The organism is Azospirillum sp. TSH100, assembly GCF_004923295.1.
Lineage (GTDB): Bacteria > Pseudomonadota > Alphaproteobacteria > Azospirillales > Azospirillaceae > Azospirillum.
The window spans coordinates 1,000,638-1,025,000 of record NZ_CP039635.1; the positions used below are offsets into that span (position 1 = coordinate 1,000,638).

The 24,363-nt window shown below is 67.8% G+C and carries 21 protein-coding genes and 1 tRNA gene (1 of these 22 cut by a window edge); 15 read left to right on the plus strand and 7 right to left on the minus strand.

Annotated elements, in window-relative coordinates; all coding sequences use genetic code 11:
• Window positions 1-57: 57 nt before the first annotated feature.
• A complete protein-coding gene (locus tag E6C72_RS17130; RefSeq protein WP_109086923.1) occupies window positions 58-438 on the plus strand; it encodes a cytochrome c family protein in 381 nt (126 codons plus the stop codon).
• A 122-nt stretch (window positions 439-560) separates the two neighbouring features.
• Here the strand turns inward: E6C72_RS17130 and pepN are convergent, their stop codons facing one another.
• On the minus strand, window positions 561-3,230 hold the full coding sequence (gene pepN, locus E6C72_RS17135) for an aminopeptidase N (protein ID WP_109086924.1): 2,670 nt from the start codon (window positions 3,228-3,230) through the stop codon (window positions 561-563).
• Between the two features lie 409 nt (window positions 3,231-3,639).
• Between pepN and E6C72_RS17140 the strand changes: the two genes are divergently transcribed.
• Entirely contained in the window at window positions 3,640-4,209 is a 570-nt protein-coding gene (locus E6C72_RS17140; RefSeq protein WP_199228801.1) for a hypothetical protein, read from the plus strand.
• Window positions 4,210-4,275: 66 nt separating this feature from the next.
• On the opposite strand, the gene E6C72_RS17145 is transcribed toward E6C72_RS17140, so the two are convergent.
• From E6C72_RS17145 to erpA, 4 genes are all read right to left on the minus strand, one after another.
• Window positions 4,276-4,365: transfer RNA gene (locus E6C72_RS17145), tRNA-Ser, on the minus strand.
• Window positions 4,366-4,436: 71 nt separating this feature from the next.
• The gene (locus E6C72_RS17150; RefSeq protein ID WP_109086925.1) at window positions 4,437-5,009 is read right to left on the minus strand and encodes a hypothetical protein; all 573 of its coding nucleotides are present in this window, start codon (window positions 5,007-5,009) and stop codon (window positions 4,437-4,439) included.
• Window positions 5,010-5,139: 130 nt separating this feature from the next.
• Window positions 5,140-5,913 carry an exodeoxyribonuclease III gene (gene xth, locus E6C72_RS17155; protein WP_109086926.1) on the minus strand — a complete coding sequence of 258 codons (774 nt, stop codon included), beginning with the start codon at window positions 5,911-5,913 and terminating at the stop codon, window positions 5,140-5,142.
• Between the two features lie 36 nt (window positions 5,914-5,949).
• Window positions 5,950-6,306: an iron-sulfur cluster insertion protein ErpA gene (gene erpA / locus E6C72_RS17160; RefSeq protein WP_109086927.1), complete on the minus strand. Its 357-nt coding sequence runs from the start codon at window positions 6,304-6,306 to the stop codon at window positions 5,950-5,952.
• A gap of 207 nt (window positions 6,307-6,513) precedes the next feature.
• Between erpA and E6C72_RS17165 the strand changes: the two genes are divergently transcribed.
• The 13 genes from E6C72_RS17165 (at window position 6,514) to E6C72_RS17225 (ending at window position 19,724) form a co-directional block, all read left to right on the plus strand.
• Window positions 6,514-7,713, plus strand: a complete 1,200-nt coding sequence (locus E6C72_RS17165; protein WP_109086928.1) for a deoxyguanosinetriphosphate triphosphohydrolase — start codon at window positions 6,514-6,516, stop codon at window positions 7,711-7,713.
• A 58-nt stretch (window positions 7,714-7,771) separates the two neighbouring features.
• A complete protein-coding gene (gene argS / locus E6C72_RS17170; protein ID WP_109086929.1) occupies window positions 7,772-9,532 on the plus strand; it encodes an arginine--tRNA ligase in 1,761 nt (586 codons plus the stop codon).
• The gene (locus E6C72_RS17175) at window positions 9,529-10,599 is read left to right on the plus strand and encodes an SPOR domain-containing protein (protein WP_109086930.1); all 1,071 of its coding nucleotides are present in this window, start codon (window positions 9,529-9,531) and stop codon (window positions 10,597-10,599) included. The genes argS and E6C72_RS17175 overlap by 4 nt, the downstream gene beginning before the upstream one ends.
• Window positions 10,571-11,671, plus strand: a complete 1,101-nt coding sequence (nagZ, locus tag E6C72_RS17180; protein WP_109086931.1) for a beta-N-acetylhexosaminidase — start codon at window positions 10,571-10,573, stop codon at window positions 11,669-11,671. The genes E6C72_RS17175 and nagZ overlap by 29 nt, the downstream gene beginning before the upstream one ends.
• Before the next feature lie 16 nt (window positions 11,672-11,687).
• Complete coding sequence (locus tag E6C72_RS17185) at window positions 11,688-12,365, plus strand: site-2 protease family protein (protein ID WP_109086932.1); 678 nt, start codon at window positions 11,688-11,690, stop codon at window positions 12,363-12,365.
• Between the two features lie 10 nt (window positions 12,366-12,375).
• Entirely contained in the window at window positions 12,376-13,206 is an 831-nt protein-coding gene (locus tag E6C72_RS17190) for a ScpA family protein (protein ID WP_109086933.1), read from the plus strand.
• A complete protein-coding gene (gene scpB, locus E6C72_RS17195; RefSeq protein WP_109086934.1) occupies window positions 13,199-13,816 on the plus strand; it encodes an SMC-Scp complex subunit ScpB in 618 nt (205 codons plus the stop codon). Before E6C72_RS17190 ends, scpB begins: the two co-directional genes overlap by 8 nt.
• A 161-nt stretch (window positions 13,817-13,977) precedes the next feature.
• A complete protein-coding gene (locus E6C72_RS17200) occupies window positions 13,978-14,217 on the plus strand; it encodes a twin-arginine translocase TatA/TatE family subunit (RefSeq protein ID WP_109086935.1) in 240 nt (79 codons plus the stop codon).
• A gap of 74 nt (window positions 14,218-14,291) precedes the next feature.
• Complete coding sequence (gene tatB, locus E6C72_RS17205; RefSeq protein ID WP_109086936.1) at window positions 14,292-14,816, plus strand: Sec-independent protein translocase protein TatB; 525 nt, start codon at window positions 14,292-14,294, stop codon at window positions 14,814-14,816.
• Between the two features lie 15 nt (window positions 14,817-14,831).
• Window positions 14,832-15,623, plus strand: coding sequence for a twin-arginine translocase subunit TatC (tatC, locus tag E6C72_RS17210; protein ID WP_109086937.1), 792 nt, complete (start codon window positions 14,832-14,834; stop codon window positions 15,621-15,623).
• Window positions 15,624-15,779: 156 nt separating this feature from the next.
• Window positions 15,780-18,449, plus strand: a complete 2,670-nt coding sequence (gene alaS, locus E6C72_RS17215; protein ID WP_109086938.1) for an alanine--tRNA ligase — start codon at window positions 15,780-15,782, stop codon at window positions 18,447-18,449.
• A gap of 72 nt (window positions 18,450-18,521) precedes the next feature.
• Complete coding sequence (locus E6C72_RS17220; RefSeq protein ID WP_012975884.1) at window positions 18,522-18,854, plus strand: DHCW motif cupin fold protein; 333 nt, start codon at window positions 18,522-18,524, stop codon at window positions 18,852-18,854.
• A 27-nt stretch (window positions 18,855-18,881) separates the two neighbouring features.
• Complete coding sequence (locus E6C72_RS17225; protein WP_109086939.1) at window positions 18,882-19,724, plus strand: MoxR family ATPase; 843 nt, start codon at window positions 18,882-18,884, stop codon at window positions 19,722-19,724.
• A 13-nt stretch (window positions 19,725-19,737) separates the two neighbouring features.
• On the opposite strand, the gene E6C72_RS32635 is transcribed toward E6C72_RS17225, so the two are convergent.
• Both E6C72_RS32635 and E6C72_RS17235 read right to left on the minus strand, forming a co-directional pair.
• Window positions 19,738-23,499 carry an AAA family ATPase gene (locus E6C72_RS32635; RefSeq protein ID WP_109086940.1) on the minus strand — a complete coding sequence of 1,254 codons (3,762 nt, stop codon included), beginning with the start codon at window positions 23,497-23,499 and terminating at the stop codon, window positions 19,738-19,740.
• Window positions 23,499-24,363 carry the 3' portion of an exonuclease SbcCD subunit D C-terminal domain-containing protein gene (locus E6C72_RS17235; RefSeq protein WP_109086941.1) on the minus strand. 380 nt of this gene lie beyond the right edge of the window, so only the last 865 of its 1,245 coding nucleotides appear in the window; the start codon falls outside the window, past its right edge; its stop codon occupies window positions 23,499-23,501. Before E6C72_RS17235 ends, E6C72_RS32635 begins: the two co-directional genes overlap by 1 nt.

Genomic DNA, 24,363 nt, shown 5'->3' on the forward strand with positions numbered 1-24,363 from the left:
CGCGCGATTCCGGTCGGCGCCGTCGGCCGGTGGAACCATCGGAAGGGAAGCCGAAGAATGAAGAAGCTGTTGATGGGCGTTGCCGCCATCGCCGCGGTCGTGATGGGTGCCGGTGCCGCCCAGGCGGCCGATGCCGCCGCCGGCAAGGAAGTCTTCAAGGTCTGCATGGCCTGCCACACCGCCGAGCAGGGCAAGAACAAGGTCGGTCCGTCGCTGTTCGGCGTCGTCGGCCGTCCGGCCGCCTCGATCGAAGGCTTCAAGTATTCCGCCCCGATGAAGGAAAAGGGCGCCGGTGGCTTGGTCTGGACCGCCGAGAACCTGGATGCCTACATCAAGGCGCCGAAGGAAATCGTCCCGGGCGGCACGATGGCCTTCGCCGGCCTGAAGGACGACGCCAAGCGCGCCGACCTGATCGCCTTCCTGGCCGAGCAGAAGTAAGACCGCTTCCCCTGGTCCGGCGGCCGGGGGAGACCTTGCGGACGGCGAAAGGGCCGGTGGCGATGCCACCGGCCCTTTGCATTTTCGTCCCCCTTAAGGGCGTAGTCCTTTGGTCCCGAGTCTCAGCCGGCAGCCTCCAGGCTCTTGCTGGCGACCTCGTAAACGTCGGGCGACAGGCCGGCCGTGGCGACGATCCGCTGCAATTCGGCCTTCATCAGCCCCTGGCGGGCCGCGTCATAGCGCCGCAGACGGGAGAAGGGGCCCATCAGACGAGCCGCAACCTGCGGATTCATAGGGTCCAGGCGCAGGACCTGATCGGCGAGGAAGCGATAGCCGGCGCCACTCGCGTCATGGAAGCGGACCGGGTTGCCGTTGGCGAAGCCGCCGATCAGCGCATAGACCTTGTTCGGGTTCCGGATCTCGAAGGCCGGATGGCCGAGCAGGGCGGTGACGCGGGCCAGTGTGTCGGCGCGGGGCGACATCGCCTGCACGCTGAACCATTTGTCGACCACCAGCGCCTCGCCCTTCCAGCGCTCGTAGAAGTCGGCCAGCGCCGTTTCCCCCTCCGGCGAGGCGGCGTTGGACAGGAATTGCAACGCCGCGATCTCATCGGTCATGCCCTGGGCGGTGCGGTACTGCGTCAGGCAGAGGTCGAGCGCCTCCGCATCCTCCAGCGCCATCAGATAGGCGAGGCAGAGATTCTTCAGCGACCGCTTGCCGATGGCCTCGGCATCGACGGAGAAGGGCTCCTGGCTGCTGTTGCGGCGGTAAAGGTCGAGGAACTGCGCCCGCAGCCGCCCGGCCAGCGTTTTGCGGGCGAATTCCCGTGCGGCGTGGATGGCATTGGGATCGACCACCGGCATCTGGGTGCCGAGATAGGCCTCCGTCGGCAGCACCAGCGCCTGGGCGGCGAAGGCGCGATCGCGCTCCGCATCCTTCAGGATCATGGCGAAGGCGTCGGCATAGCCCTCCGGCAGCACCAGTTCGCGGCCGGCCTGCTGGTCGGCGACGAGGCCGAGCAGGATGCGGGTGCCGAGGATTTGCCCGGCCTCCCACCGGTTGAAGGCGTCGCTGTCATGCGCCATCAGGAAGGTGAGGTCGGCGTCGGTCAGGTCGGTCTTCAGCTTCACCGGGGCGGAGAAGCCGCGCAGCAGTGACGGTACCGGCCGGGCGGCGATGTCGCGGAAGGTGAAGCTCTGGCTTTCCGCCGTGACATGCAGGATGCGGCTGGTGCCGACGGCGGCATCCTCGCCGTCGCCTTCACTCTCCAAGCGCAGCGGCAGGTCCTTCCCGTCGGGGCCGAGCAGGCCGACCACCAGCGGGATGTGCATCGGCAGCTTGGTCGGCTGGCCCGGCGTCGGCGGCACCGTCTGTTTGACCGTCAGGGTGAAGGTCTTGGCCGCCGGGTCGTGGCTGCCGGTGATGTCGAGTTCCGGCGTGCCGGACTGGCGATACCACAGCTGGAACTGGGTCAGGTCGACGCCGCTGGCATCGGCCATGGCGGCGACGAAATCGTCGCAGGTGACCGCCTGCCCGTCATGGCGCTGGAAGTAGAGATCGGTGCCCTTGCGGTACTTTTCCGGCCCCAGGAGGGTGTGGATCATGCGGATGACTTCCGCACCCTTGTTGTAGACGGTTGGGGTGTAGAAGTTGTTGATCTCGACATAGCTGTCCGGGCGCACCGGATGGGCCATGGCGCCGGCATCCTCCTGGAACTGCACGGTGCGCAGCCCCTGGACGTCGCCGATGCGCTTCACCGCGCGGGAATGCATGTCGGACGAGAATTCCTGGTCGCGGAAGACGGTCAGCCCTTCCTTCAGCGACAGCTGGAACCAGTCGCGGCAGGTGACGCGGTTTCCGGTCCAGTTGTGGAAATACTCGTGCGCGACCACCGCCTCGATGTTGAGGAAGTCGGTGTCGGTCGCGGTTTCCGGCTTGGCCAGGATGTATTTGGTGTTGAAGACGTTGAGCGACTTGTTTTCCATCGCCCCCATGTTGAAGTCGCCGACCGCGACGATGTTGAAGATGTCGAGGTCGTATTCCAGCCCATAGACTTCCTCGTCCCAGCGCATCGACTTGATCAGCGAGCGCATGGCGTGGTCGATCTTGTCCTCGTTCCCCGGCTCGACATAGATGCGCAGGGTGACGTCGCGGCCGGACGCGGTGCGGAAGCGGTCCTCGCCATGGACGAGGCTGCCGGCGACCAGCGCGAACAGGTAGCAGGGCTTGGGGAAGGGGTCTTCCCAGCGCGCCCAGTGGCGCCCGCCCTCCAGATCGCCGGACGCGGCGAGGTTGCCGTTGGACAGCAGCACCGGATAGCGCGCCTTGTCCGCGGTGATGGTGGTGCTGTAGCGCGCCATCACGTCCGGCCGGTCGGCGAAATAGGTGATCTTGCGGAAGCCTTCGGCTTCGCACTGCGTGCAGAAATTGCCGGAGGACTTGTAGAGCCCTTCCAGCGCGGTGTTCTCCTGCGGCTTGATGCGGACGATGGTTTCCAGCGTGCAGATGTCCGGCACCTCCGGCACGATCAGGTGATCGGGGGTGATGGTGTAGTCGTCCGGCCCTAGCGTCCGGCCGTCCAGAGCGACCGACACCAGATCCAGCCTCTGTCCGTCGAGCGACAGCGGTTCGGTCGCCGCCTCCGGCCGGCCGGGGTTGCGGCGGATGGCGAGCACCGCGCGGACGGTGGTGACATCCTCGCCCAGGTCGACGAACAGGTCGACCGTGTCGATCAGATGCGCCGGCGGGCGATAGTCCTGAAGCCGGATGGCTTTCGGCGTGCCTTTGTCCATGTGCCTTGTCTCTGGTCTGTGTCTGTCTTGCGGATCAAGCCGTTCGGGACAGGTCCGAGGAACAGGGACTGTAGCAAGGCGGGGGCGGGCTGTCGTGGGTGGGATTGGGGGTGTGCGGGCTGGCGGCGCACCATCGGAAACGGCAGAAGCATGGCGGAATGACTACACGAGCAATTGTAGGTCTTACGTCTACTGCACCTTGATTTGTCCTGCCTATTTCAGGGAGAATGCGCGGGCTCTGCTGTCGCTGTTAAGCTGCATCATGGTGAATTTTTATCACTCTACACGCTAACAAAGCTTTTCATAGACAACCCAATATTGCTCATCTACGGTCTTATGGTTGCATTGAACGATAGGCGTTCAAGCTCCGATAAGGGGCGGAGCTGTTGCACATCGATTGGGGGTATTTATGAAGAATGCGGCTTTTGCGGCCATTTTGGGGGCTCTGACTGTTACCGGCTGTGCATCAATTACTGCGGGCACAACACAATCCGTGGCCGTCAACACGCCGTCCAAAGATGGCGCCGAATGCAAACTGTCGAATGAGAAGGGCAGTTGGACAATTCCGAAGACGCCGGGAGCGACGACCGTCACCAAGGCCTATGGTGACCTGACCGTGGCCTGCGAGCACAGCGACGGATCGAAGGGATCGACCTCTGTCACGTCGAGCACTGCGGGGGCTGCGTTCGGCAACATCGTTGCCGGCGGGATCATCGGCGCGGCGGTCGATATGGGGTCCGGTGCAGCCTATGTGTATCCGTCCAGCGTGTCGGTCGTTCTGGCTCCGCCTGCCGGAAACGTCCCTACCGGTGGTGCTTCACAAGGAAGCCCGTTGGTCATGAGCCCGGCAGCAGCGCCTCGTCTGAGCAAAGAAGATGCAGAGGGAAAATTGAAGGATTTGGCCTCGCTCAAGAAGCAGAAGCTGATTACGGAAGCGGAATATCGCGACCGGTCGCGCGATATCCTTGGCCAGATGTAAAGAAGTTGAGCGCATCCCGTTTCGGGGTGCGCTTACCTTATGCGGCAAAAGTTTGTTTTCAAATTTTGGCGGATGGGGTGGGATTCGAACCCACGGTAGGCTTGCACCTACGCCAGTTTTCAAGACTGGAGCCTTAAACCACTCGGCCACCCATCCTTCCGCCCACGGGAGTAGCGAATGCGTCGCGGTGGGTCAAGTGTCGCGCGCGAGCTTCAGCGATTTGCCCCTCAGTTGCGGATCGGGCGGCCGAGCGTCCGCAGGCGGCGGGTCGGCTTCGGCGGGCTCGGGCTGTCGGAGAAGTCGGGCAGGGCGGGGGCGCGGGCGATGGTCTTGCGGATCATCTCGGCCGTCGCGTCCAGATCGTCCAGAACCTCCGGCGCCACACGGTCGGCATAACGAGGGCTCAGCAACCGGGCGCGGGTCTGGTCGATGCTGCGCAGTTCCGGCTCGAACAGCTCGCGGGCGCCGATGGGCAGGACCTGATCGTCGCGCATGCTGGAGAAATAATTGCGCATCGTGCGGGCCAGCATGCGGCTCAGCAGCAGATCCATCCGCTCGAACTCGGCGCGCAGGTCGCTGAGACGCGACTCGTCGACACCTTGCAGATGCTCCTCGGTCAGCGCGAACAGGGCGCGGATTTCCTCCACCTTGCGGCGGAAGTCGAGGAAGGAGGCGAAGCGGTCGTCGCCCATATCGCGCTGGGCGCGTTCGGCAAGCTGGGAAGCCTCGATCGCCTGACGTTCCAATGCCGCCAGCAGAGACTTCACCCGTTCCCGGTTGATGTCGCGCCCCCACGCCATGCCCGCTCTACACTCCCCTGGGAACCATGGCCGCCCGGTTGTCGGCCGGGCGGCGCGGCCATCCTAGAAGCGAAACTTTTAACAAAATGCTTTTATCACAGACTTTCCACGTCCGGCGCTCCCGCGCCGGTCAGGCGTCGCGCAGGTCGAGGATCACCGGGGTGTGGTCGGACGCCTTTTCCAGCCCGCGCGGACCACGGTCGATGGTGCAGCCGGCCAGACGGTCGGCGGCCTGCGGCGACAGCAGGAAATGGTCGATGCGCAGGCCGTTGTCGCGCGGCCAGCTGCCGGCCTGATAATCCCAGAAGGTGTAGGCGCGGTCGTCGTCATGCAGGGCCCGGTAGGCCTCGGTCAGGCCGAGATTCAGCAGGGCGCGGAACTTGGCCTTCGACTCCGGCCGGAACAGCGCATCGCCGGCGAAGGCCTGCGGCGAGAAGACGTCGCGCGCCTCAGGGATGATGTTGTAGTCGCCGCCCAGCACCACCGGAATTTCCCGGGCCAGCAGGCCGCGGGCGTGGTCGTACAGCCGGTCCATCCAGCGCAGCTTATAGGCGAACTTCTCGCCCGGCACCGGGTTGCCGTTGGGCAGATAGAGCGAGGCGATCCGCACGCCCGCCACCGTGGCCTCGACATAGCGGGCCTGCTCGTCCTCCGGCTCGCCCGGCAGGCGGGTCAGCACGTCTTCCGCCGGGGCCTTCGACAGCAATGCGACGCCGTTGTAGGCCTTCTGCCCGACGGCGTTGACGTGATAGCCCAACTCCTCGAAGGCCGCGACGGGGAAGGCGGCGGTCTCGCATTTGATTTCCTGGAAGAGCACGACGTCGGGGGACGCCGTGCGCAGCCAGTCGGTGATCAGCGGAAGGCGGGCCTTCGCCGAGTTGACGTTCCATGTGGCGATCTTCACGAAACGGACCTGCCTTCTCTTCTTGTTCTTCCGGTCTCAGACCGCAAAGGAGTTGCCGCAGCCGCAGGACGCGGTGGCGTTCGGGTTCTTGATCTGGAAGGCGGCGCCCATCAGGTCCTCGACATAATCCAGCGTCGCGCCGGCCAGCAGGTCGAGCGAGGCGTCGTCGGTGACCACCTTCGTGCCGTCCTTCTCGAAGACATGGTCTTCGTCGGTCGCGGTCTCGTCGAAGGTGAAGCCGTACTGGAAGCCGGAGCAGCCGCCGCCGGACACGGTCAGGCGCAGCATCAGGTTGGGATTGCCCTCCTGTTCGATCAGGAAGGCGACGCGCTTGGCGGCGCTTTCGCTGACGCCGAGGATGCGGGCTTCGGTGGGGAGTGCGGTGTCGGGCATGGGATGGCCCCTCTGGTGCGGTGCGGGAGTTGGGCACAAATGTAAGGGGGATCGGTGCCTTCGTCAAAGTGTGGGCCGTCGAAGTAGGGGCGCCGTTTCAGGAAAGCGTTGCGCTTCTGGCACGCTTGTCCGCCGGCTGGCCCGCCGCCTGGGCATAGCACGCCTTCGCCGTTGCACCTGCCATTCCCCGCCGGTAGTGTCCGCCCCATGACGGCGGACTGTTCCCACGATCGGCTGGCTCCCTATGGCTGCAACCCGGCGGACACGCGCGGGCGGCTGGTGGCGGAGCCGGAAAGCCCGACGCGCTCGTGCTTCCAGCGCGACCGCGACCGCATCGTGCATTCCGGGGCCTTCCGCCGGCTGAAGCACAAGACGCAGGTCTTCGTCTATCACGAGGGCGACTATTACCGCACCCGGCTGACCCACAGCCTGGAGGTGGCGCAGATCGCCCGCTCCATCAGCCGCACGCTGGGCCTGAACGAGGATCTGGCGGAGGCGGTGGCGCTTGCCCACGATCTCGGCCACACCCCCTTCGGCCATGCCGGGGAAGAGGCGCTGAACGCCTGCATGGAGCCCTTCGGCGGTTTCGCCCACAACGACCAGACCCTGCGCATCCTGACCCGGCTGGAACGGCGCTATGCCGAGTTCGACGGGCTGAACCTGACCTGGGAAGCGCTGGAGGGCGTGGTCAAGCACAACGGCCCGCTTCTGCCGCTGCTGCCCGGCCATCGCCTGCCGACGACGATCGCGGCCTTCCAGGGCGACTGGGATCTGGAACTGCACACCAATCCGGGGGCCGAGGCGCAGGTGGCGGCGCTGGCCGACGACATCGCCTACAACAACCACGACATCGACGACGGGCTGCGCGCCGGCCTGTTCACGGTGGACGAGGTGGCGGAACTGCCGCTGGTCGGCCCGCTGGTCCGCGAGGTCTGCGACCGCTATCCGGGGCTGGAGCGCTCGCGCCTGATCCACGAGACGATCCGGCGGATGATCAACGCCATGGTCGTCGATCTGGTGACGGAGACGCGGCGGCGGCTGGCGGAGCACAGGCCGGGCAGCGCGGCGGAGCTGCGCGCCCTGCCGCTGGCGATGGTCAGCTTCTCCGACGGGATGCTGGAGGCGCAGCGGCCCTTGCGCGCCTTCCTGCGCCAGCGCATGTACCGGCACTATCGCGTGAACCGCGAGATGAGCAAGTGCAAGCGCGTCGTGCGCGCCCTGTTCCAGCTGTTCATGGACGAACCCAACACCCTGCCGACCGAATGGCAGCGCGATATCGCCAAAAATGGGGGTGACGCCGATCTTGCGGTGCGCGCCCGTCATGTGGCCGATTATATCGCCGGCATGACCGACCGCTACGCGCTGGCCGAACATGACCGGCTGTTCGATCTGCATGTGAAGACCTGACGCCTGAAGACCTGAGCCGCGAGGCTCCTGTGACCTCCTGAAAAGACGACCTGAGACGATGAATATTTTCAAGGCCTTCGAGACCGATATTCGCAAGCTGCTGGAAGAGCTGGCCGCCGAGGGTGCCATCCCCGCCGGGCTGGACAGCAGCCGTCTGACGGTCGAGCCGCCGCGCGAGGCCTCACATGGCGACCTGTCCACCAACGCCGCCATGATCCTGGCGAAGCCGGCGAAGATGGCGCCGCGCGCCCTGGCGGAGCTGCTGGTGTCCAAGCTGAAGAACCGCGCCGACGTGGCGTCGGTCGAGATCGCCGGTCCGGGCTTTGTCAATTTGCGCCTGACGCCGGACGTCTGGCGCGACCGCATCCGCGACGTGCTGACCGCCGGCACCGCCTATGGCGACAGCGAGCTGGGGGCCGGGACTCCGGTCAATGTCGAGTATGTGTCGGCCAACCCGACCGGCCCGCTCCATGCCGCCCATGGCCGCGGCGCCGTGTTCGGCGACGCGCTGGCAGCACTGCTGCAGAAGGCCGGCTATGCGGTCACCCGCGAATACTACATCAACGATGCCGGCGCGCAGGTCGATGTGCTGGGCCGTTCCACCTTCATCCGCTACCGCGAGGCGCTGGGCGAGCAGGTCGGCGAGATTCCGGCCGGCCTCTATCCCGGCGAGTATCTGAAGGAGGTCGGCCAGGCCCTGGCCGAGCGCGACGGCAACCGCTGGGTCGGCACCGACGAGTCCGACTGGCTGCCGGCCTGCCGCGACTTCGCCATCTCCATGATCATGGGCTGGATCCGCGAGGATCTGGGCGCTCTCGGCGTCACCATGGATGTCTACAGCAGCGAGCGCGCGCTGGTGACGGCGGGTGCGGTCCAGACGGCGCTGGCGGCGCTGGAGGAACGCGGCCTGATCTATACCGGCGTGCTGGAGCCGCCGAAGGGCAAGAAGCCCGACGATTGGGAGCCGCGCCCGCAGACCCTGTTCAAGTCCAGCGACTTCGGCGACGACGTCGACCGGCCGCTGAAGAAGTCGGACGGCTCCTTCACCTATTTCGCCAACGACATCGCCTATCACTACGACAAGTATCGGCGCGGTGCCGCGTCGCTGATCGACGTGCTGGGCGCCGACCATGGCGGCTATGTCAAGCGCATGCAGGCGGCGACGCGGGCGATCTCCGGCGGTGCCGCCGAGCTGGACGTGAAGCTGTGCCAGCTGGTCCACCTGATGCAGGACGGCCAGCCGGTGAAGATGTCCAAGCGGGCCGGGACCTTCGTGACCTTGCGCGACGTGATCGATCAGGTCGGCAAGGACGTGGTCCGCTTCATCATGCTGACCCGCCGCAACGACCAGACGCTGGACTTCGACTTCGCCAAGGTGACGGAGCAGTCGAAGGACAACCCTGTCTTCTACGTCCAGTACGCACATGCCCGCTGCCGCTCGGTCCTGCGCCATGCCGCGACGGCGCTGCCGCAGCTGGACCAGACGCCGGCCGCGCTCGCCGCCGCTGCCAACCTCGCCCGGCTGGATGCCGAGGAGGAGATGGCGCTGGCCAAGCGCATGGCCACCTGGCCGCGCGTGGTCGAGGCGGCGGCCGAGGCGCATGAACCGCACCGCATCGCCTTCTTCCTCTATGATCTTGCCAGCGATTTCCACGCGCTGTGGAACCGTGGCCGCGACGATGCCTCGCTGCGCTTCCTGATCGAGGGCGATGCGGAGCTGACGACGGCCCGTCTGGCGCTGATCGCCGCGGTGGCGACGGTCATCGCCTCGGGCCTGACGGTCATGGGTGTCGAGCCGGTGGAGGAACTGCGTTCATGAAGTACGACGGCGACGTCAACTACGCGGCCAATCCCTACGGGATGCCGCCCCGACAGTCCGCGAACAAACGCGGGCTGCTGGCGCTCGGCTTCGCCGTGGTCGGCGTCGTGACGTTCGCCGGTGCGGCGGTGGTCGGGCTTCGCGGCCCGTCGCGCCTGTCCGGTGACGGGCCGCCGTTGCTGACCGCCGACACCGGCCCGTCGAAGGCGCGTCCCGACCAGCCCGGCGGGATGGAGGTGCCGCACCAGGACATCCTGGCCTATGAGCGGCTGCGCGATCATGACGGCGGGCGCGGCAATCAGGTGGAGCGGCTCCTGCCGCCGCCGGAGGTGCCGCTGCCGCGTCCGGTGGTGACGCCGCAGATGCCGGCCGTGGTGCCGCTTCCCTCGGTGCCGTCGGTGGCCCAGTTGCCGCCGGGGTCAACCGCCACCGTGCCGCGCGACACCGTCGCCGCGGCGGTCGCGGCAGCGGTTCCGCTGGCCGCTCCGGAACCGGCGCCCGGCCTGGCTTCCGGCACGGCGACCGCTCCCACGGCAACCGCTCCCACAGCCCCGGCCCCGGTTCAGGCTCCCGCCAGCGCCGCCAAGCCGCAGCAGCCTCCGGCGAAGCCGGCCCCGGCTTCCCAGCAACAGGTCGCCTCCGTCGCCAAGCCTCCCGCTCCGCCGGCAACGCCGCCGGCGCAGCAGAACGCCGCCCCGTCGATGGGGCAGCTGATCGCCAAGCTGGAAGCTGCGTCCCTGCCGGCCACTCCGGCCAAGGCGGCACCGCAGCCCGCCAAGCCCGCCCCCACCTCTACATCCGCTCCGGCGGCCGGCGGCAGCGGCGGCTGGCGCGTACAGCTGGCTTCGGTGCGCAGCGAGAGCGAAGCCGCAGCCGAATGGCGCCGCCTTGCCGGCCGTCATCCCGACGCGCTCGGCGGGCTGTCGATGCAGGTCGCCAAGGTCGATCTGGGCGAGAAGGGCATCTTCTATCGGGTGCAGGGCGCAGGCGCCGACGAGGCGCGGGCCAAGTCGGCCTGTGCCCAGCTGCGTGCGCAAAATGTGGGGTGTGTGGTTGTCCGTCCCTGATTCTGTGGAGTCCGCCACCCCGGTCACCCACCCGCGCGCGGTCGTCTTCGGCTGCGCCGGGCTGGAGGTGACGGCCGACGAGGCCGCCTTCTTCCGCGATGCCGATCCGCTCGGTTTCATCCTGTTCCGCCGCAACTGCGACAGCCGCGACCAGATGCGCCGGCTGGTCGACGATCTGCGCGCCAGCGTCGGCCGCGCCGACGCTCCGGTCCTGATCGACCAGGAAGGCGGCCGGGTCGCCCGCATGCGCCCGCCGCACTGGCCGGCCCACCCGCCGATGGGCGTGTTCGGCAGGCTCGCCGAACGTGATGCCGCCGCCGGACGCGAGGCTGCCCAAGAGGCGGCCCAAGAGGCGGCATGGATCAATGGCCGCCTGCTCGCCCACATGCTGATCGAGGTCGGCATCACGGTGGATTGCGCGCCGGTCTGCGACGTGCCGGTGGAGGGCGCCCACGACATCATCGGCGACCGCGCCTTCTCGCGCGATCCCGCTCTGGTGATCGCTCTCGCCCGCGCCACCGCCCACGGGCTGCTGGCCGGCGGTGTGCTGCCGGTGCTCAAGCACATCCCCGGCCATGGTCGCGCCTTTGCCGACAGCCATGCCGAGCTGCCGGTCGTGGAGGCCGACCGTGCAGTGCTGGAGGCGACGGATTTCGCCCCCTTCCGTGCGCTGGCCGACCTGCCGCTGGCGATGGTGGCCCATGTGGTGCTGAAGGCGATCGATCCGACCGCCCCCGCCAGCACCTCGCCCATCGTGGTGCGCGAGGTGGTGCGCGGCCCCTCGATCGGCTTCGGCGGCCTGCTGTTCAGCGACGACCTGTCGATGAACGCCTTGCAGGGCGACCCGAGGACGCGGGCAGAGGCGGTGCTGGCGGCGGGCATGGATGTCGTGCTCCACTGCAACGGCGATCTGGCCGAGATGCGGTCGATACTCGACGCCGTTCCGTTGCTGAGCGGACTGGCGGCGGAGCGCTGGGCGCGGGCGGAGGCGATGCGCCACGCGCCGGAACCGGCGGACATCGCGGCTTTGACCAACCGGCTGGCCGAGCTTCTCGGCACGGCGCAGACCTGACGGACGGGAGCGGACCATGGAAGCATGGATCTTCCAGGTGACGGCCGTGGCCCTGCCGGCCATCCTCGCCATCACCCTGCACGAGGCGGCGCATGGCTTCGTCGCCTGGAGGCTGGGCGACGACACCGCCTATCGGCTGGGTCGCGTCACCTTCAACCCGATCCGCCACATCGACCCGTTCGGCACGGTCCTGCTGCCGGCGCTGATGTATTTCACCACCGGCTTCGTCTTCGGCTGGGCCAAGCCGGTGCCGGTCAATTTCGCCCGGCTCGACCACCCGCGCCGCGACATGGTGTGGGTCGCGCTGGCCGGGCCGGGCACCAATTTCCTGCTTGCGGTGGCGTCGGCGGTGATCTGGCGGCTGGTCAATCCGGAAAACAGCGTGATTGAGATGTGGATCCGCTCCGCCGCCGAGGTCTCGGTTCTGGTCAACGTCATCCTGATGGTGTTCAACCTGATCCCGCTGCCGCCGTTGGACGGTGGCCGGGTCGCGGTCGGCATCCTGCCGGATGTTCTGGCGGTGCCGCTGGCGAAGCTGGAGCGTTTCGGTTTGCTGATCCTGATGGCCGCCTTCTTCCTGCTGCCGATGCTGGGGCGCCAGATCGGCATGGACCTCAGCGTCATGCATTGGGTGCTGGGGCCGCCCGTGGACGCGGTGATCGACTTCATCCGCGTCCTGACCGGCAACGACTGAAAGCGATCATATGGCTGATCTGGTGGCCGAGCCTGTGTTCGACACCCCCGCTGCCGCGGAGGCATCGCCGTCCGAACAGCTGTTGCTGGTCCTCGACGGCTTCGAGGGGCCGCTCGACATGCTGCTGGCGTTGGGGCGCGACCAGAAGGTCGACCTGACGCGCATCTCCATCCTGGAACTGGCCGACCAGTACCTCAGCTTCGTTGCCGAGGCGCGGAAGGTGCGGCTGGAGTTGGCCGCCGACTATCTGGTGATGGCGGCGTGGCTGGCCTACCTGAAGTCGCGCCTGCTGCTGCCCGAGCCGGAGGGGGAGGAGCCGTCGGGCGAGGACATGGCGGCAGCGCTCGCCTTCCAGCTCCAGCGGCTGGAGGCGATGAAGGGCGTCGCTGAAAAGCTGTTCGCCCGTCCGCGGCTGGGCATCGAAATCCACCCGCGCGGTGCGCCGGAGGATTTGGACCTGCGCCGCAAGTCGGTCTACGAGGTCACCCTGTTCGACCTGCTGCGTGCCTATGGCCAGCAGCGCGCCCGCAAGGAATCCGGCGTCCTGCACATCACCCCGGTCCGCCTCTATTCGATGGAGGAAGCAGTGCAGCGCCTGTCCTCGCTGCTCGGCCGGATGCCGGACTGGGCAACGCTGGCGAGCTTCCTGCCGGGCGGGGAGGGCGGCGCGCTGCTGACCCGCTCGGCGCTCGCCGCGCATTTCGCCGCGACGTTGGAACTTGCCAAGGCGGGCAGGGTGGAACTGCGCCAGGAGGGCGCCTTCGCCCCGCTCTATGTCCGCGGGCGGGCATCCGGTTTCCAGGACGCCGACAGTTCGGAAGAAGCGCAATCGCATGATTAAGGAAGGCACCGACGCCCAGGAGGCGGAGGCCCGCATCGGCAAGCTGCGCCTGCTGGAAGCCCTGCTGTTCGCCTCAAGCGAGCCGTTGGACGAGGAGACGCTGGCCGGCCGCATCGGGCCGGAGGTCGGCCTGCTGCTGGAGGAGCTGCGCGCCCATTACGCCCCGCGCGGCGTCACCCTGGTGCGCACCGGCGGCGGCTGGGCCTTCCGTACCGCGGTCGATCTGGCGCCGGAGCTGCGGCGCGAGGAGGAGGTGTCGCGCAAGCTGTCCCGTGCCGCCATCGAGACGCTGGCGATCATCGCCTACCACCAGCCGGTGACGCGCGGCGAGATCGAGTCCATCCGCGGTGTGGCGACCAGCAAGGGCACGCTGGATTTGCTGATGGAACATGGCTGGATCCGGCCGGGCAAGCGGCGGGAGACGCCGGGCCGGCCGCTGACCTGGATCACCACCGACCATTTCCTCGACCATTTCGGGCTGGAGAGCCTGCGCGACCTGCCCAGCGTCGAAGACCTGCGCGCCGCCGGCCTGCTCGACAGCCGTCCGGTGCTGCTGGGGTTGGGGGCGACGGCCGACGACAGCGCGCTGGGGAGCGACAACGAGGAGTAGGTTGGGGGCGGAGGCTTGGTTTTTCACCGGAACCTGAGCGAATTCCCGTGAAACCTCAATGACAACCGGTTAAGGATGGTGGGGCGAACGTTGCGGCACCCCGGCCTTTCTGCCATAGTGCCGGCCCGCCGCAAAGGCCGTTCAAACGTGATAGGCGCGCCATGGGTTCTTTCAGCATCTGGCACTGGATCATCGTTCTTCTGATCGTTCTTCTGCTGTTCGGCGCCGGAAAGCTGCCGAAGGTGATGGGCGATCTCGCCAAGGGCGTGAAGTCCTTCAAGGCCGGCCTGCAGGACGACAGCGACGATGCCGCCCCCGGCTCCACCGCCAAGACCATTCCGAACCAGCCGGCCAACACGGCCGAAACCGCGGCCAAGAAGGACGAGGCGGTCCGCAGCTGACCGGCGGGCGCGCGGCTGCCCGGTCGGGGCGCCGCACGCCACTCTGCCAACCGCATTCGTGAAGCCGGAAGAACATGTTCGACATCGCTTGGTCCGAACTGATGGTGATCGCCGTCATCGCCCTTGTGGTCATTGGCCCCAAGGATCTGCCCAAGGCGATCTTCACGCTCGGCAAATGGGTGCGTAAGGCGCGGGTCGTCGCGCGCGAATTCCAGACCCACATCGACGACATGATGCGGGAAACCGAGTTGGACGAGCTTCGCAAGGAAGCGCTGAAGACCCGTGACCTGAACATCAAGAAGATGATGGAAGACACCATCGATCCGAAGGGGGAGGTGGGGAAAGCCTTCGATGTGGGCCTGAACGGCCACGCCGGCAGCACGCCGGAGCCGGACCTGCCGCAGGCGCCGGCGCCTGTGACCGATGCCCCGGCGGTCCCGATGGTGACGGACAGCGTGGCGCCTTCGGCCGCCCCGTCTCCGATCACCGCGTCTCCGATCTCCACCGAGCCTCCGCAACCGGCCCCGGTGCCGCAGCCCGCACCGGCCCCGCGCGCGGATGCCGTGGCCGCTGCCCAGCCGACCGACAAGCAGACCTGAAGACAAAGACGGCCCATGACCGGCGATACGCAGCAGGACGAACTCGAAGACAGCAAGATGCCGCTGATCGATCACCTGATCGAGCTGCGGAACCGGCTGATGTGGGCGATCGGTGCCATCCTGATCGCCTTCCTGCTGTGCTATGCGGTGTCGGACAAGATCTACAATTTCCTGGTCCAGCCGCTGGCCGACATCCTGGCCGGGCAGGGCCGCCGGATGATCTACACCGGTCTGACCGAAGCCTTCTTCACCTATGTCAAGGTGGCGTTCTGGGCCGGCTGCTTCATCTCCTTCCCGATCGTCGCCAGCCAGATCTGGATGTTCGTGGCGCCCGGCCTGTACAAGCACGAGCGCAAGGCCTTCCTGCCCTTCCTCGTCGCGACCCCGGTGATGTTCCTGACCGGTGCCGGCATCGTCTATTACTTCATCTTCCCGATGGCCTGGCGCTTCTTCCTGGGCTTCGAGTTCCACCCCGGCGGCGACGGCAATGCCCTGCCGATCGAATTCGAGGCGCGCGTCGGCGAATACCTGCATCTGGTGATGTCGCTGATCTTCGCCTTCGGCATCGCCTTCCAGCTGCCGGTCCTGCTGACCCTGCTGGTCCGCGTCGGCATCATCAGCACCGATGCGCTGGCCTCGAAGCGGCGCTACGCCATCGTCGGCGCCTTCATCGCCGCCGCGGTGCTGACCCCGCCCGATGTCATCAGCCAGGTCAGTCTGGCGGTGCCGCTGATCGGCCTCTACGAGATCGCGATCATCGTCGGCCGCCGGATCGAAAAGGCGCGGGCCGCGGCGGAGGCCGAGTGATCGTCGGCACTTTGCCCGCGCCAATTCGCCGGTGGCAATTTGCCGGCCGTGACCTAGGGTAATAATCCGTCCGTCGTGGACATGCCGCCATTCTCGCGCTAAAAGCACGGTTCGGCCAACAAAGGGCCTCAGCCGCGCACCCGGAGCCTTGACCGTATGCAGACCGCCAACGACATCCGTCGCACGTTCCTGGATTTCTTCGCCAAGCAGGGCCATCAGAAGGTCGATTCGTCGCCGCTCGTGCCGCGCAACGACCCGACGCTGATGTTCACCAACGCCGGCATGGTCCAGTTCAAGAACGTCTTCACCGGTGCCGAGACGCGGCCCTACAAGCGCGCGGCCACCTCGCAGAAATGCGTGCGCGCCGGCGGCAAGCACAACGACCTCGACAATGTCGGCTACACCGCGCGGCACCACACCTTCTTCGAGATGCTGGGGAACTTCTCCTTCGGCGATTATTTCAAGGACGATGCCATCGCGTTCGCCTGGAACCTGATCACCAAGGAATACGGCCTGCCGGCTGACAAGCTGCTGGTGACCGTCCACACCTCCGACGAGGACGCGGCGGGCATCTGGCGCAAGGTCGCCGGCCTGTCGGACGACCGCATCATCCGCATCCCGACCGACGACAATTTCTGGCGCATGGGCGATACCGGCCCCTGCGGCCCGTGTTCGGAAATCTTTTTCGACCATGGCCCGTCGATCGCCGGCGGCCCGCCGGGCAGCCCGGACCAGGATGGCGACCGCTTCATCGAGATCTGGAACCTCGTGTTCATGCAGTATGAACAGCTGGGTCCGGACAATCTGGTGCCGCTGCCCAAGCCGTCCATCGACACCGGCATGGGGCTGGAGCGTCTGGCCGCCGTCCTGCAGGGCAAGCACGACAACTACGACATCGACCTGATGCGGGCGCTGATCATGGCGTCGGCCGAGGCGACCAAGACCTCGCCGGACGGCGCGCATGCCGTGTCGCACCGCGTCATCGCCGACCATCTGCGTTCCACCTCCTTCCTGATCGCCGATGGCGTGCTGCCGTCGAACGAAGGCCGCGGCTATGTGCTGCGCCGGATCATGCGCCGCGCCATGCGCCATGCCCACATGATCGGCGCGCGCGAGCCGCTGATGCACCGTCTGGTCCCGGCGCTGATCCAGCAGATGGGCGACGCCTATCCGGAGCTGAACCGTGCCCGCGCCCTGATCGTCGAGACGCTGAAGCTGGAGGAGACCCGCTTCAAGCAGACGCTGGAGCGCGGCCTGCGCCTGTTGGAGGATGAGGTCGGCCATCTGGGCGAAGGCCAGCCGCTGGCCGGCGACGTCGCCTTCAAGCTGTACGACACCTACGGCTTCCCGCTCGACCTGACGCAGGACGTGCTGCGCGGCCAGGGCCGCGGCGTCGACGAGGCCGGCTTCAAGGCGGCGATGGACGAGCAGCGCCGCAAAGCCCGCGAATCCTGGGCCGGCTCGGGCGAGGTCGGCACCGAGAAGCTGTGGTACGAGATCAAGGACGATCTGGGCGCCACCGAGTTCTTCGGCTACGACACCGAAGTCGCCGAAGGCAAGGTGACCGCCATCGTCAAGGGCGATGCCCGCGTCGACGCCGCCAACCTCGGTGATCAGGTGCTGGTCGTCGTCAACCAGACCCCCTTCTACGGCGAATCGGGAGGTCAGGTCGGCGATGCCGGCGTGATCTTCTCCGCCGGCGGGGCTGAGGTCGCGGTGTCCGACACGCTGAAGAAGCTGGGCGCCGTGTGGGCCCATGTCGGCACGGTCACCAAGGGCACGCTCAAGGTCGGCGACGTGGTCGAGCTGCGCGTCGATACCGAGCGCCGCTCCGCCATCCGTGCCAACCACTCCGCCACCCACCTGTTGCACGAGGCGCTGCGCCATCGCCTGGGCGACCATGTCACCCAGAAGGGTTCGCTGGTGGCGCCGGAGCGTCTGCGCTTCGACATCAGCCAGCCGACCGGCCTGACCGGCGCCGACATCTCCGCCATCGAGGACGAGGTGAACCGCCGCGTCCTCGCCAACAGCGAGGTCATCACCCGCCTGATGTCCCCGGACGAGGCGCGCGCCCAGGGTGCCATGGCGCTGTTCGGCGAGAAGTACGGCGATGAGGTTCGCGTCGTGTCGATGGGCGGCCCGCATGGCGAGCAGGATCGCGATTACTCCATCGAGCTGTGCGGCGGCACCCATGTCCGCCGCACCGGCGACATCGGTGTCTTCAAGATCGTCTCCGAAGGCGCTGTCGCTGCCGGCGTCCGCCGCATCGAGGCGTTGACCGGCACCGGCGCCAAGGCGTGGCTGTCCGAGCGCGACCATCTGCTGACCGAGGCGGCGAGCGTCCTGAAGGTGAAGCCCGACGAGGTTCCGACCCGCGTGGCGGCCCTGGTCGAGGAGCGCCGCAAGATGGAGCGCGAACTGGCCGACCTGCGCCGTCAGGTTGCCATGGGAGGCGGTGCCAAGGCCGACGGCGGCAACGAGGCCAAGGATGTGGCCGGCGTCAAGTTGGCTGCCCGCGTGGTCGAAGGCCTGCCGGCCAAGGACCTCAAGCCGATGGCCGACGAGCTGAAGAAGCAGGTCGGCTCCGGCGTCGTCGTGCTGATCGCGTCCAATGAAGGCAAGGCCTCCATCGTCATCGGCGTGACCGACGACCTGACTGCGGCCCTCAGCGCCGTCGATCTGGTCCGCGTCGGTGCCGAGGCGCTGGGCGGCAAGGGCGGTGGCGGCCGCCCGGACATGGCCCAGGCCGGCGGCCCCGACGCCTCGCTGGCCCATGCTGCGATCGAGGCCATCGAAAAGGCGATTGCGGCCAAGAAGGCTTCCTGACCCTGATCAAACCTGGCCCCCGGTTCGCTCCGGGGGCCGGTTTTCTATGGTGCCCTTTCCCAAGGTCCGGCGATGGAACTTCCGACTCTTCCCTTCACCGTGACCGACTGGTCTGCCGTCCCCGTCACCGAACATCCGGGTGAAACCGGCCTCGCCCGTTGGCGCAGCTTTCACGCGGGAGAGCTGCGGGTGCGACTGGTCGAATACACGCCGGGCTATCTGGCCGACCATTGGTGCGACCGCGGCCATGTGCTGTTCGTGGTCAGCGGCGAATTGGTCACCGAGTTGAAGGATGGCCGCCGTTTCGTATTGACCGCCGGCATGAGCTATCAGGTGTCCGATTTCGGCGATCATCCGCACCGGTCCTCGACCGAAATCGGCGCCACCCTGTTCATCGTGGACTGAAACCTTCTCGCTTGAGGGAGCCCGCCCATGCGTTTCACCGGAACCGACAGCTATGTCGCCACCGAGGACCTGATGGTGGCGGTCAACGCCGCCATCACGCTGGAGCGGCCGCTTCTGGTGAAGGGAGAGCCCGGCACCGGCAAGACCGTGCTGGCGGTCGAGATCGCCCGCGCGCTGAACAAGCCTTTGCTGTCCTGGCATGTGAAGTCCACCACCAAGGCGCAGCAGGGCCTGTACGAATATGACGCGGTCAGCCGCCTGCGCGACAGCCAGTTGGGAGAGGCGAAGGTCCATGACATCGCCAACTACATCGTCCGCGGCAAGCTGTGGGAGGCCTTCGAAGCACCGGAGCCTCCGGTCCTGCTGATCGACGAGATCGACAAGGCCGACATCGAGTTCCCCAACGACCTGCTGCTGGAACTCGACCGCATGGAGTTCCACGTTTATGAAACCCGCCAGACGATCAAGGCGGCCAAGCGCCCCATCGTCATCATCACCTCCAACAACGAGAAGGAGCTGCCGGACGCCTTCCTGCGCCGCTGCTTCTTCCATTACATCCGCTTTCCCGACCGCGAGACGATGGAGCGCATCGTCGAGGTCCATTACCCCGGCCTGAAAGCAGCGCTTCTGCGCGAGGCGCTGAACCTGTTCTACGACCTTCGCGAGGTGCCGGGCCTCAAGAAGAAGCCGTCGACCTCGGAGCTGTTGGACTGGATCAAGCTGCTGATGGTTGAGGACGTCGATCCGGAGACCCTGCGTGCCAAGGATGCCCGCACCCTGATCCCGCCGCTGTGCGGCGCGCTGCTGAAGAACGAGCAGGACGTCCACACGCTGGAACGGCTGGCCTTCCTGACGAAGCGCGGGCGGTGATCGGGGGTTTCTCCTACACCTCCTCAACCTCCTCGATCGCCACCCCCAGCGCCGCTCCCGCCACCGATTGCACTGTCACCCGGCTGCGTCCGCCGCCGATCGGCATCACGCGGATTTGCGTGCCGATGCGCTCGACCATTGCCGGAACGTGGCTGATGACGCCGACCTGACGCCCGTCCGCCTGCAATGCCTCCAAACAGGACAGCGCCACGTCCAGGCTGTCGGGGTCGAGCGTGCCGAACCCCTCGTCGATGAACAGAGTGCCGATCCCGCCCGAGGTCCCCGCCGCCATCGCCGACAGCCCGAGCGCCAGGGCCAGCGACACCAGGAACAGCTCGCCGCCCGACAGACTGTGCACGCCGCGCCGCTCGTCGCCCATCTCGCGGTCGACCACCTGAATTTCCAGGTCGGCCCCCGCCACCCGCTCCAGCCGGTAACGGCGGGCGAGGTCCTCCAGATGACGGTTGGCATGGGTCAACAGCAGGTCCAGGCTCAGGCTCTGGGCGAAATTGCGCATCTTCTGCCCGTTCGCCGAGCCGATCAACTGCGCCATCTTGCCCCACAGTCCACAGCACGCCTGCTGCGCCTCGATCGCAGCCGACAGCCCCGCCAACCGTTGCCGGCTGGCATCGTCGGCCTCCAGCCGTCCACGCGCCGAGCCCAAGCGGTCGCGGTCGCGCTCAAGCTCCGTACGGATGGTCTCCGCCGTCCCCTCAGCCTCCTCGATGTTCAAGGCCGGCCGGTCCACCGCGTGATGATCAGCGCGCTGCCGTCGCCGTTCGGCGACAACCAGCGCCGCATCACCGCGCGCCCGCTCCAGCACCGCCAGAGCCAGTTCTTCCGCCTCCAACGCGCTTTCGGGGGTAGCCAGCAGCCGGCGGACCTCGTCCAGCCCAACCCCGCGCTCGGCGACGGCCCGTTCCAGCCGTTCGCCGGCTGCCTTGGCCTTGTCGGCGCACCGTTTCGCCGCCTCGCCGCGGGTTTCCCGCTCCTGTTCCGCCGCCGACAGCCGGGCGATGGCATCCTGCCGCGCGAAGGTGGCCTTTTCCATCAAGGCCTCGGCCTCATGCCGTTCTCCGGCCAACGCCTTGCGCACCTCCGACACCGGCCGTCCACCCAGCAGTGCGGTGCGTGCCCTCCGCATTTCCGCCAGTCGTCCTGCGAGGTCGCCCGCCCGGGACTGCGCCTCCTTCTCCGCCCGCAACGCCGCTTCCAGCTCGGCGCTCTGCACCGCTCGCTCACCGCTGGTCCGCTCGACCTCGCGGACGGCGCGGGCCAGCGCATCGCTCTTCCCCCGATATTCGGTCACCCGGGCCGACATCCCGGTCCGGTACGCTTCAGGCTCCTGGTCCAGCCGCGACCGCCAGCCGGCTTCTCCCGCCAAACCTTCGGCCAGTTCCGCCAGCGCGGCCTCCTGGTCGGCAACTGCCCGCTCCAGTGCCGCCACCGCCAGGGCCAGGGATTGCCGTCCATCGGCCAGCCGCTGTCGGGTCGTCTCGCACTCGCTTGCCAGACTGGCCGCCGCGGTTTCCAGCCGCCTTTGTTCCTGCTGTGCCGCATCGACCCGCCGGCGATGGTCGAGCGCCCGTTCCTCGTCCCGCGCGATGACCGCAAGCCGATGCTCGACCGCTTCGACTTCCCTGCGGAGCCCGGTGAGCGTTCCATCCTCGGCGTCCCAGCCGATGGCCGCCGCCTGCGCGGTCCAGCGCGCCACCAATCCTTCGGCTTCCTGAGCGATGGCCGCCTGGCGGGCCGTCTGCCCTTCGGCCGCTTTGCGCGCCGCCTGTTCCGCCGCCTCCAGCGCGGCATGGCGGGTTACCGTCCCGGCGAGCGCCTCGCGCAACCCGGCAAGATGCTTTTCCTGGTCCTGCGTCACCCGGCCGAGCGGCGTCGCCCCGGCGCCAGCCCAGGGATGCTCGGCCGAACCGCAGACCGGGCAGGGCTCCGCCTCGACCAGCCGCCCGCGCAGGCTTTCCACATCCTCGCGCTGGGCCAGCAGCAGCCGTTGCAGGGTCCGCTCCGCCTCATCGACCGCGGCGCGCTGCCCGACACGGCGTTCGGCAAGCTCTCGCGCCGCCGTCCCGTCCCGCTCCGCTTCGGCCAGCAACCGCAGCCGTTCACCTTCTGCCGCCGCCCGCTCCGTCTCCAGGCGGTGGCGCGCCTCGCCGGTGGCGAGCAGAGCAAGCAGTCCGTCGCGCCGCTGTCCGGCGTCCGTTCGTGCCTGTCGTGCCCCCTCCAGAGACGGCACTGCTTCGCCGCGCAACTTCTCCAGCACCCGTTCGGCGGAGCGGCAGTGCTCCCGCGCCTCCGACAGCCGGCCTTCCTCACCCCGCGCCGCGGCTTGCGTCGCCGCAAGCTCCCGATCCAGCCGTCCACGTTCTTGAGCGGCAGCCAGACTGGCCCGCCGATCAGTGATGATTCGGGCCAGCAGCCGGTCCCAGCGTTCCCACTGCCCGGCCACTCCGGCGAAGTCCGCCTGCTCCCGCAGCCAGGCTTCCAGCCGGGACGCGTCGTTGCGCGCCGCGGACAGGGTGGTGTCGATATCCTGCACCGCCTTCTGTAGCATGCCGCTGCGCTGGACTGCTGCCTTCGCCGTCGCTTCGGCCGTCCTCTGTTCCGCGGTCAGGGTCGCGACCCGCCCATCGAGGTCTGCGGCGCGTTCAAGATCGGGTTCGGCCTTGGCCTGTTCCGCGTAGGCCGCTTCGAAGCGGCGCCGGGCCTCGCCATGACGGCCGGTCGCCTCCTCCACCGTCAGTCGTGCTGCGGCCAACGCCGCCTCCGCCCGCACCACCGCCGCTGCGGCCTCCGCCGCTTCGCTGCCCGCCCGGTCGGCATCGGCCAGCACCGGCCGCACCGGCTGCAGCCCGCGCAGCCGGATGGTGGCTTCGCGCCGGTCTTCGGCTTCGCTCCAGGCCCGCTCCGCCGCTTCCGCCGTCTCGACCGCCTTGCCTTCCGCCGCTGCGAGTTGGCCGTCGCGGTCGTACCAGGCCAGCGCCGCCTGGGCATGCGCCAAGGCCTGCTCGCCGCTGCGCACCGCCTTCGCGGCTCCAGCGGCCTCCCTCTGCAAGGCCGCGCGGTCGTCGTCGCTCAGCACGCCGATGCCGCCGCCCTGCGCCACCAGCATTTCAAGCGTCTGTTTCTCCGCATTCGCCCGCTCGTGCGCCGCAATCGACAGGCGCGAGTAGATTTCGGTTCCCGTCAGCAGTTCCAAAAGGGCGGACCGCTCGCGCGGCGGCGCCTTCAGGAAGGTGGCGAAGTCGCCCTGGGCCAGCAGCACCGCCCGCCTGAACTGCTCGAAACTCAGGCCGAGCCGTCGTTCGATCTCCTCCAGCACGCTCTTCTTGCCATCGCCGAAGCGCCGTTGGCCGTCGAGGCTGCTCAACGACATGCTCTGCTGCTGCAAGGCTCCCTGTGACTTCTGTCGCGCCCGCCGCACTTCCCAGCGGGCGCGATAGGCGTCGCCGTCGATGCCGACGAAATCCACCTCGGCCCAGCCGAAGCCGGCGCCCCGCCGCAACACCGTGCGCACATCGGTGGTGCGGATGCTGTTGGGATCGCCCTCCGGCCCCAGCATCTCGCCGCGTCCCTCGGGCAGTCGCGGCATACTGTCGAACAAGGCGAGGCACAGGGCGTCGAGGATGGTGCTCTTGCCGGCGCCGGTCGGCCCGGTGATGGCGAACAGTCCGGCCCGCCGCAGCGGCTCCCGGTCGAAATCGATGGCGAAGGGGCCGTCCAGGCTGGTCAGGTTGGCGCCGCGCACCGCGAGAATCCGCATCACATCGTCTCCTGCACGCCGGTCAGCAACTCGTGGAAGGCCGCCATCAGGTCGGCTTCGGGATCGCCCTGATGGCTGCGGCGGTAGAGCCGCCGGAACACCTCCTCCGGCTCCAGCGAGGCGAGATCGACCGGCGGCGCGCTGTCGGCCAGCGTTTGGCCGTTGCCGGTCAGCCGGACCCCCAGCTTCAGCAGCCGCACCGGCCGGCCGGCCAGCACCGCCTCGACCTCGTCGCGCAGCGCCGGACGCGGCTCCGGCAGGGTCACCGTCACCTCCAGGAAGGGCCAGGCGTCGCGTGACAGGGCGTTGTCCAGTTCCAGCCGCTTCAGTCTCTCCAGCGCCGCTTCCGGGCTGGTTTCGCTGATCCGGTGGATCGTCACATGGCGCGGCACCCGCAAGGCCTCATGACCGACCAGCTGTCCGCCTGCGAACTCGGTCAGCATCACCTGATGGGGATAGGGTTCCTCGTCCAGCGCCAGCGGGATCGGCGATCCGCTGTAGCGCACCGCCTCGCGTCCACCCACCGCCTGTGCCCGATGCAGATGGCCGAGCGCCACATAAGCCGCATCCTCTGGGAAGATGTCGACCGGCAGGGCATGCAGGTTGCCGCCCAGGATCTTGCGCTCGCTCAGTTCCGACAGGGTGCCGCCGCGCATGTAACAATGTCCGGTCAGGATCAGCGCCTCTCCCCGACCGCAACGCTCGCGCCCACCCGTCCAGGCCTGGGTATAGAGGCGCCGCACGCCCTCGATCAGCGGATCGACATCGTCCGCCTCTTCGACCACCGGCAAATCCGACGGCCGCAGATAGGGCATCGCGACACAGCGCGCGGCGATGCTCCCGTCGGCATCGCGCAGCGGCACG

What these genes read in the sequence shown, in the direction of transcription:
- E6C72_RS17130 (WP_109086923.1), top strand. Translation starts at nt 58, where the DNA reads ATGAAGAAGCTGTTGATGGGCGTTGCCGCCATCGCCGCGGTCGTGATG.
- pepN (WP_109086924.1), bottom strand. Translation starts at nt 3,230, where the DNA reads ATGGACAAAGGCACGCCGAAAGCCATCCGGCTTCAGGACTATCGCCCG.
- E6C72_RS17140 (WP_199228801.1), top strand. Translation starts at nt 3,640, where the DNA reads ATGAAGAATGCGGCTTTTGCGGCCATTTTGGGGGCTCTGACTGTTACC.
- E6C72_RS17150 (WP_109086925.1), bottom strand. Translation starts at nt 5,009, where the DNA reads ATGGCGTGGGGGCGCGACATCAACCGGGAACGGGTGAAGTCTCTGCTG.
- erpA (WP_109086927.1), bottom strand. Translation starts at nt 6,306, where the DNA reads ATGCCCGACACCGCACTCCCCACCGAAGCCCGCATCCTCGGCGTCAGC.
- E6C72_RS17165 (WP_109086928.1), top strand. Translation starts at nt 6,514, where the DNA reads ATGACGGCGGACTGTTCCCACGATCGGCTGGCTCCCTATGGCTGCAAC.
- argS (WP_109086929.1), top strand. Translation starts at nt 7,772, where the DNA reads ATGAATATTTTCAAGGCCTTCGAGACCGATATTCGCAAGCTGCTGGAA.
- E6C72_RS17175 (WP_109086930.1), top strand. Translation starts at nt 9,529, where the DNA reads ATGAAGTACGACGGCGACGTCAACTACGCGGCCAATCCCTACGGGATG.
- nagZ (WP_109086931.1), top strand. Translation starts at nt 10,571, where the DNA reads ATGTGGGGTGTGTGGTTGTCCGTCCCTGATTCTGTGGAGTCCGCCACC.
- E6C72_RS17185 (WP_109086932.1), top strand. Translation starts at nt 11,688, where the DNA reads ATGGAAGCATGGATCTTCCAGGTGACGGCCGTGGCCCTGCCGGCCATC.
- E6C72_RS17190 (WP_109086933.1), top strand. Translation starts at nt 12,376, where the DNA reads ATGGCTGATCTGGTGGCCGAGCCTGTGTTCGACACCCCCGCTGCCGCG.
- scpB (WP_109086934.1), top strand. Translation starts at nt 13,199, where the DNA reads ATGATTAAGGAAGGCACCGACGCCCAGGAGGCGGAGGCCCGCATCGGC.
- E6C72_RS17200 (WP_109086935.1), top strand. Translation starts at nt 13,978, where the DNA reads ATGGGTTCTTTCAGCATCTGGCACTGGATCATCGTTCTTCTGATCGTT.
- tatB (WP_109086936.1), top strand. Translation starts at nt 14,292, where the DNA reads ATGTTCGACATCGCTTGGTCCGAACTGATGGTGATCGCCGTCATCGCC.
- tatC (WP_109086937.1), top strand. Translation starts at nt 14,832, where the DNA reads ATGACCGGCGATACGCAGCAGGACGAACTCGAAGACAGCAAGATGCCG.
- alaS (WP_109086938.1), top strand. Translation starts at nt 15,780, where the DNA reads ATGCAGACCGCCAACGACATCCGTCGCACGTTCCTGGATTTCTTCGCC.
- E6C72_RS17220 (WP_012975884.1), top strand. Translation starts at nt 18,522, where the DNA reads ATGGAACTTCCGACTCTTCCCTTCACCGTGACCGACTGGTCTGCCGTC.
- E6C72_RS17225 (WP_109086939.1), top strand. Translation starts at nt 18,882, where the DNA reads ATGCGTTTCACCGGAACCGACAGCTATGTCGCCACCGAGGACCTGATG.
- E6C72_RS32635 (WP_109086940.1), bottom strand. Translation starts at nt 23,499, where the DNA reads ATGCGGATTCTCGCGGTGCGCGGCGCCAACCTGACCAGCCTGGACGGC.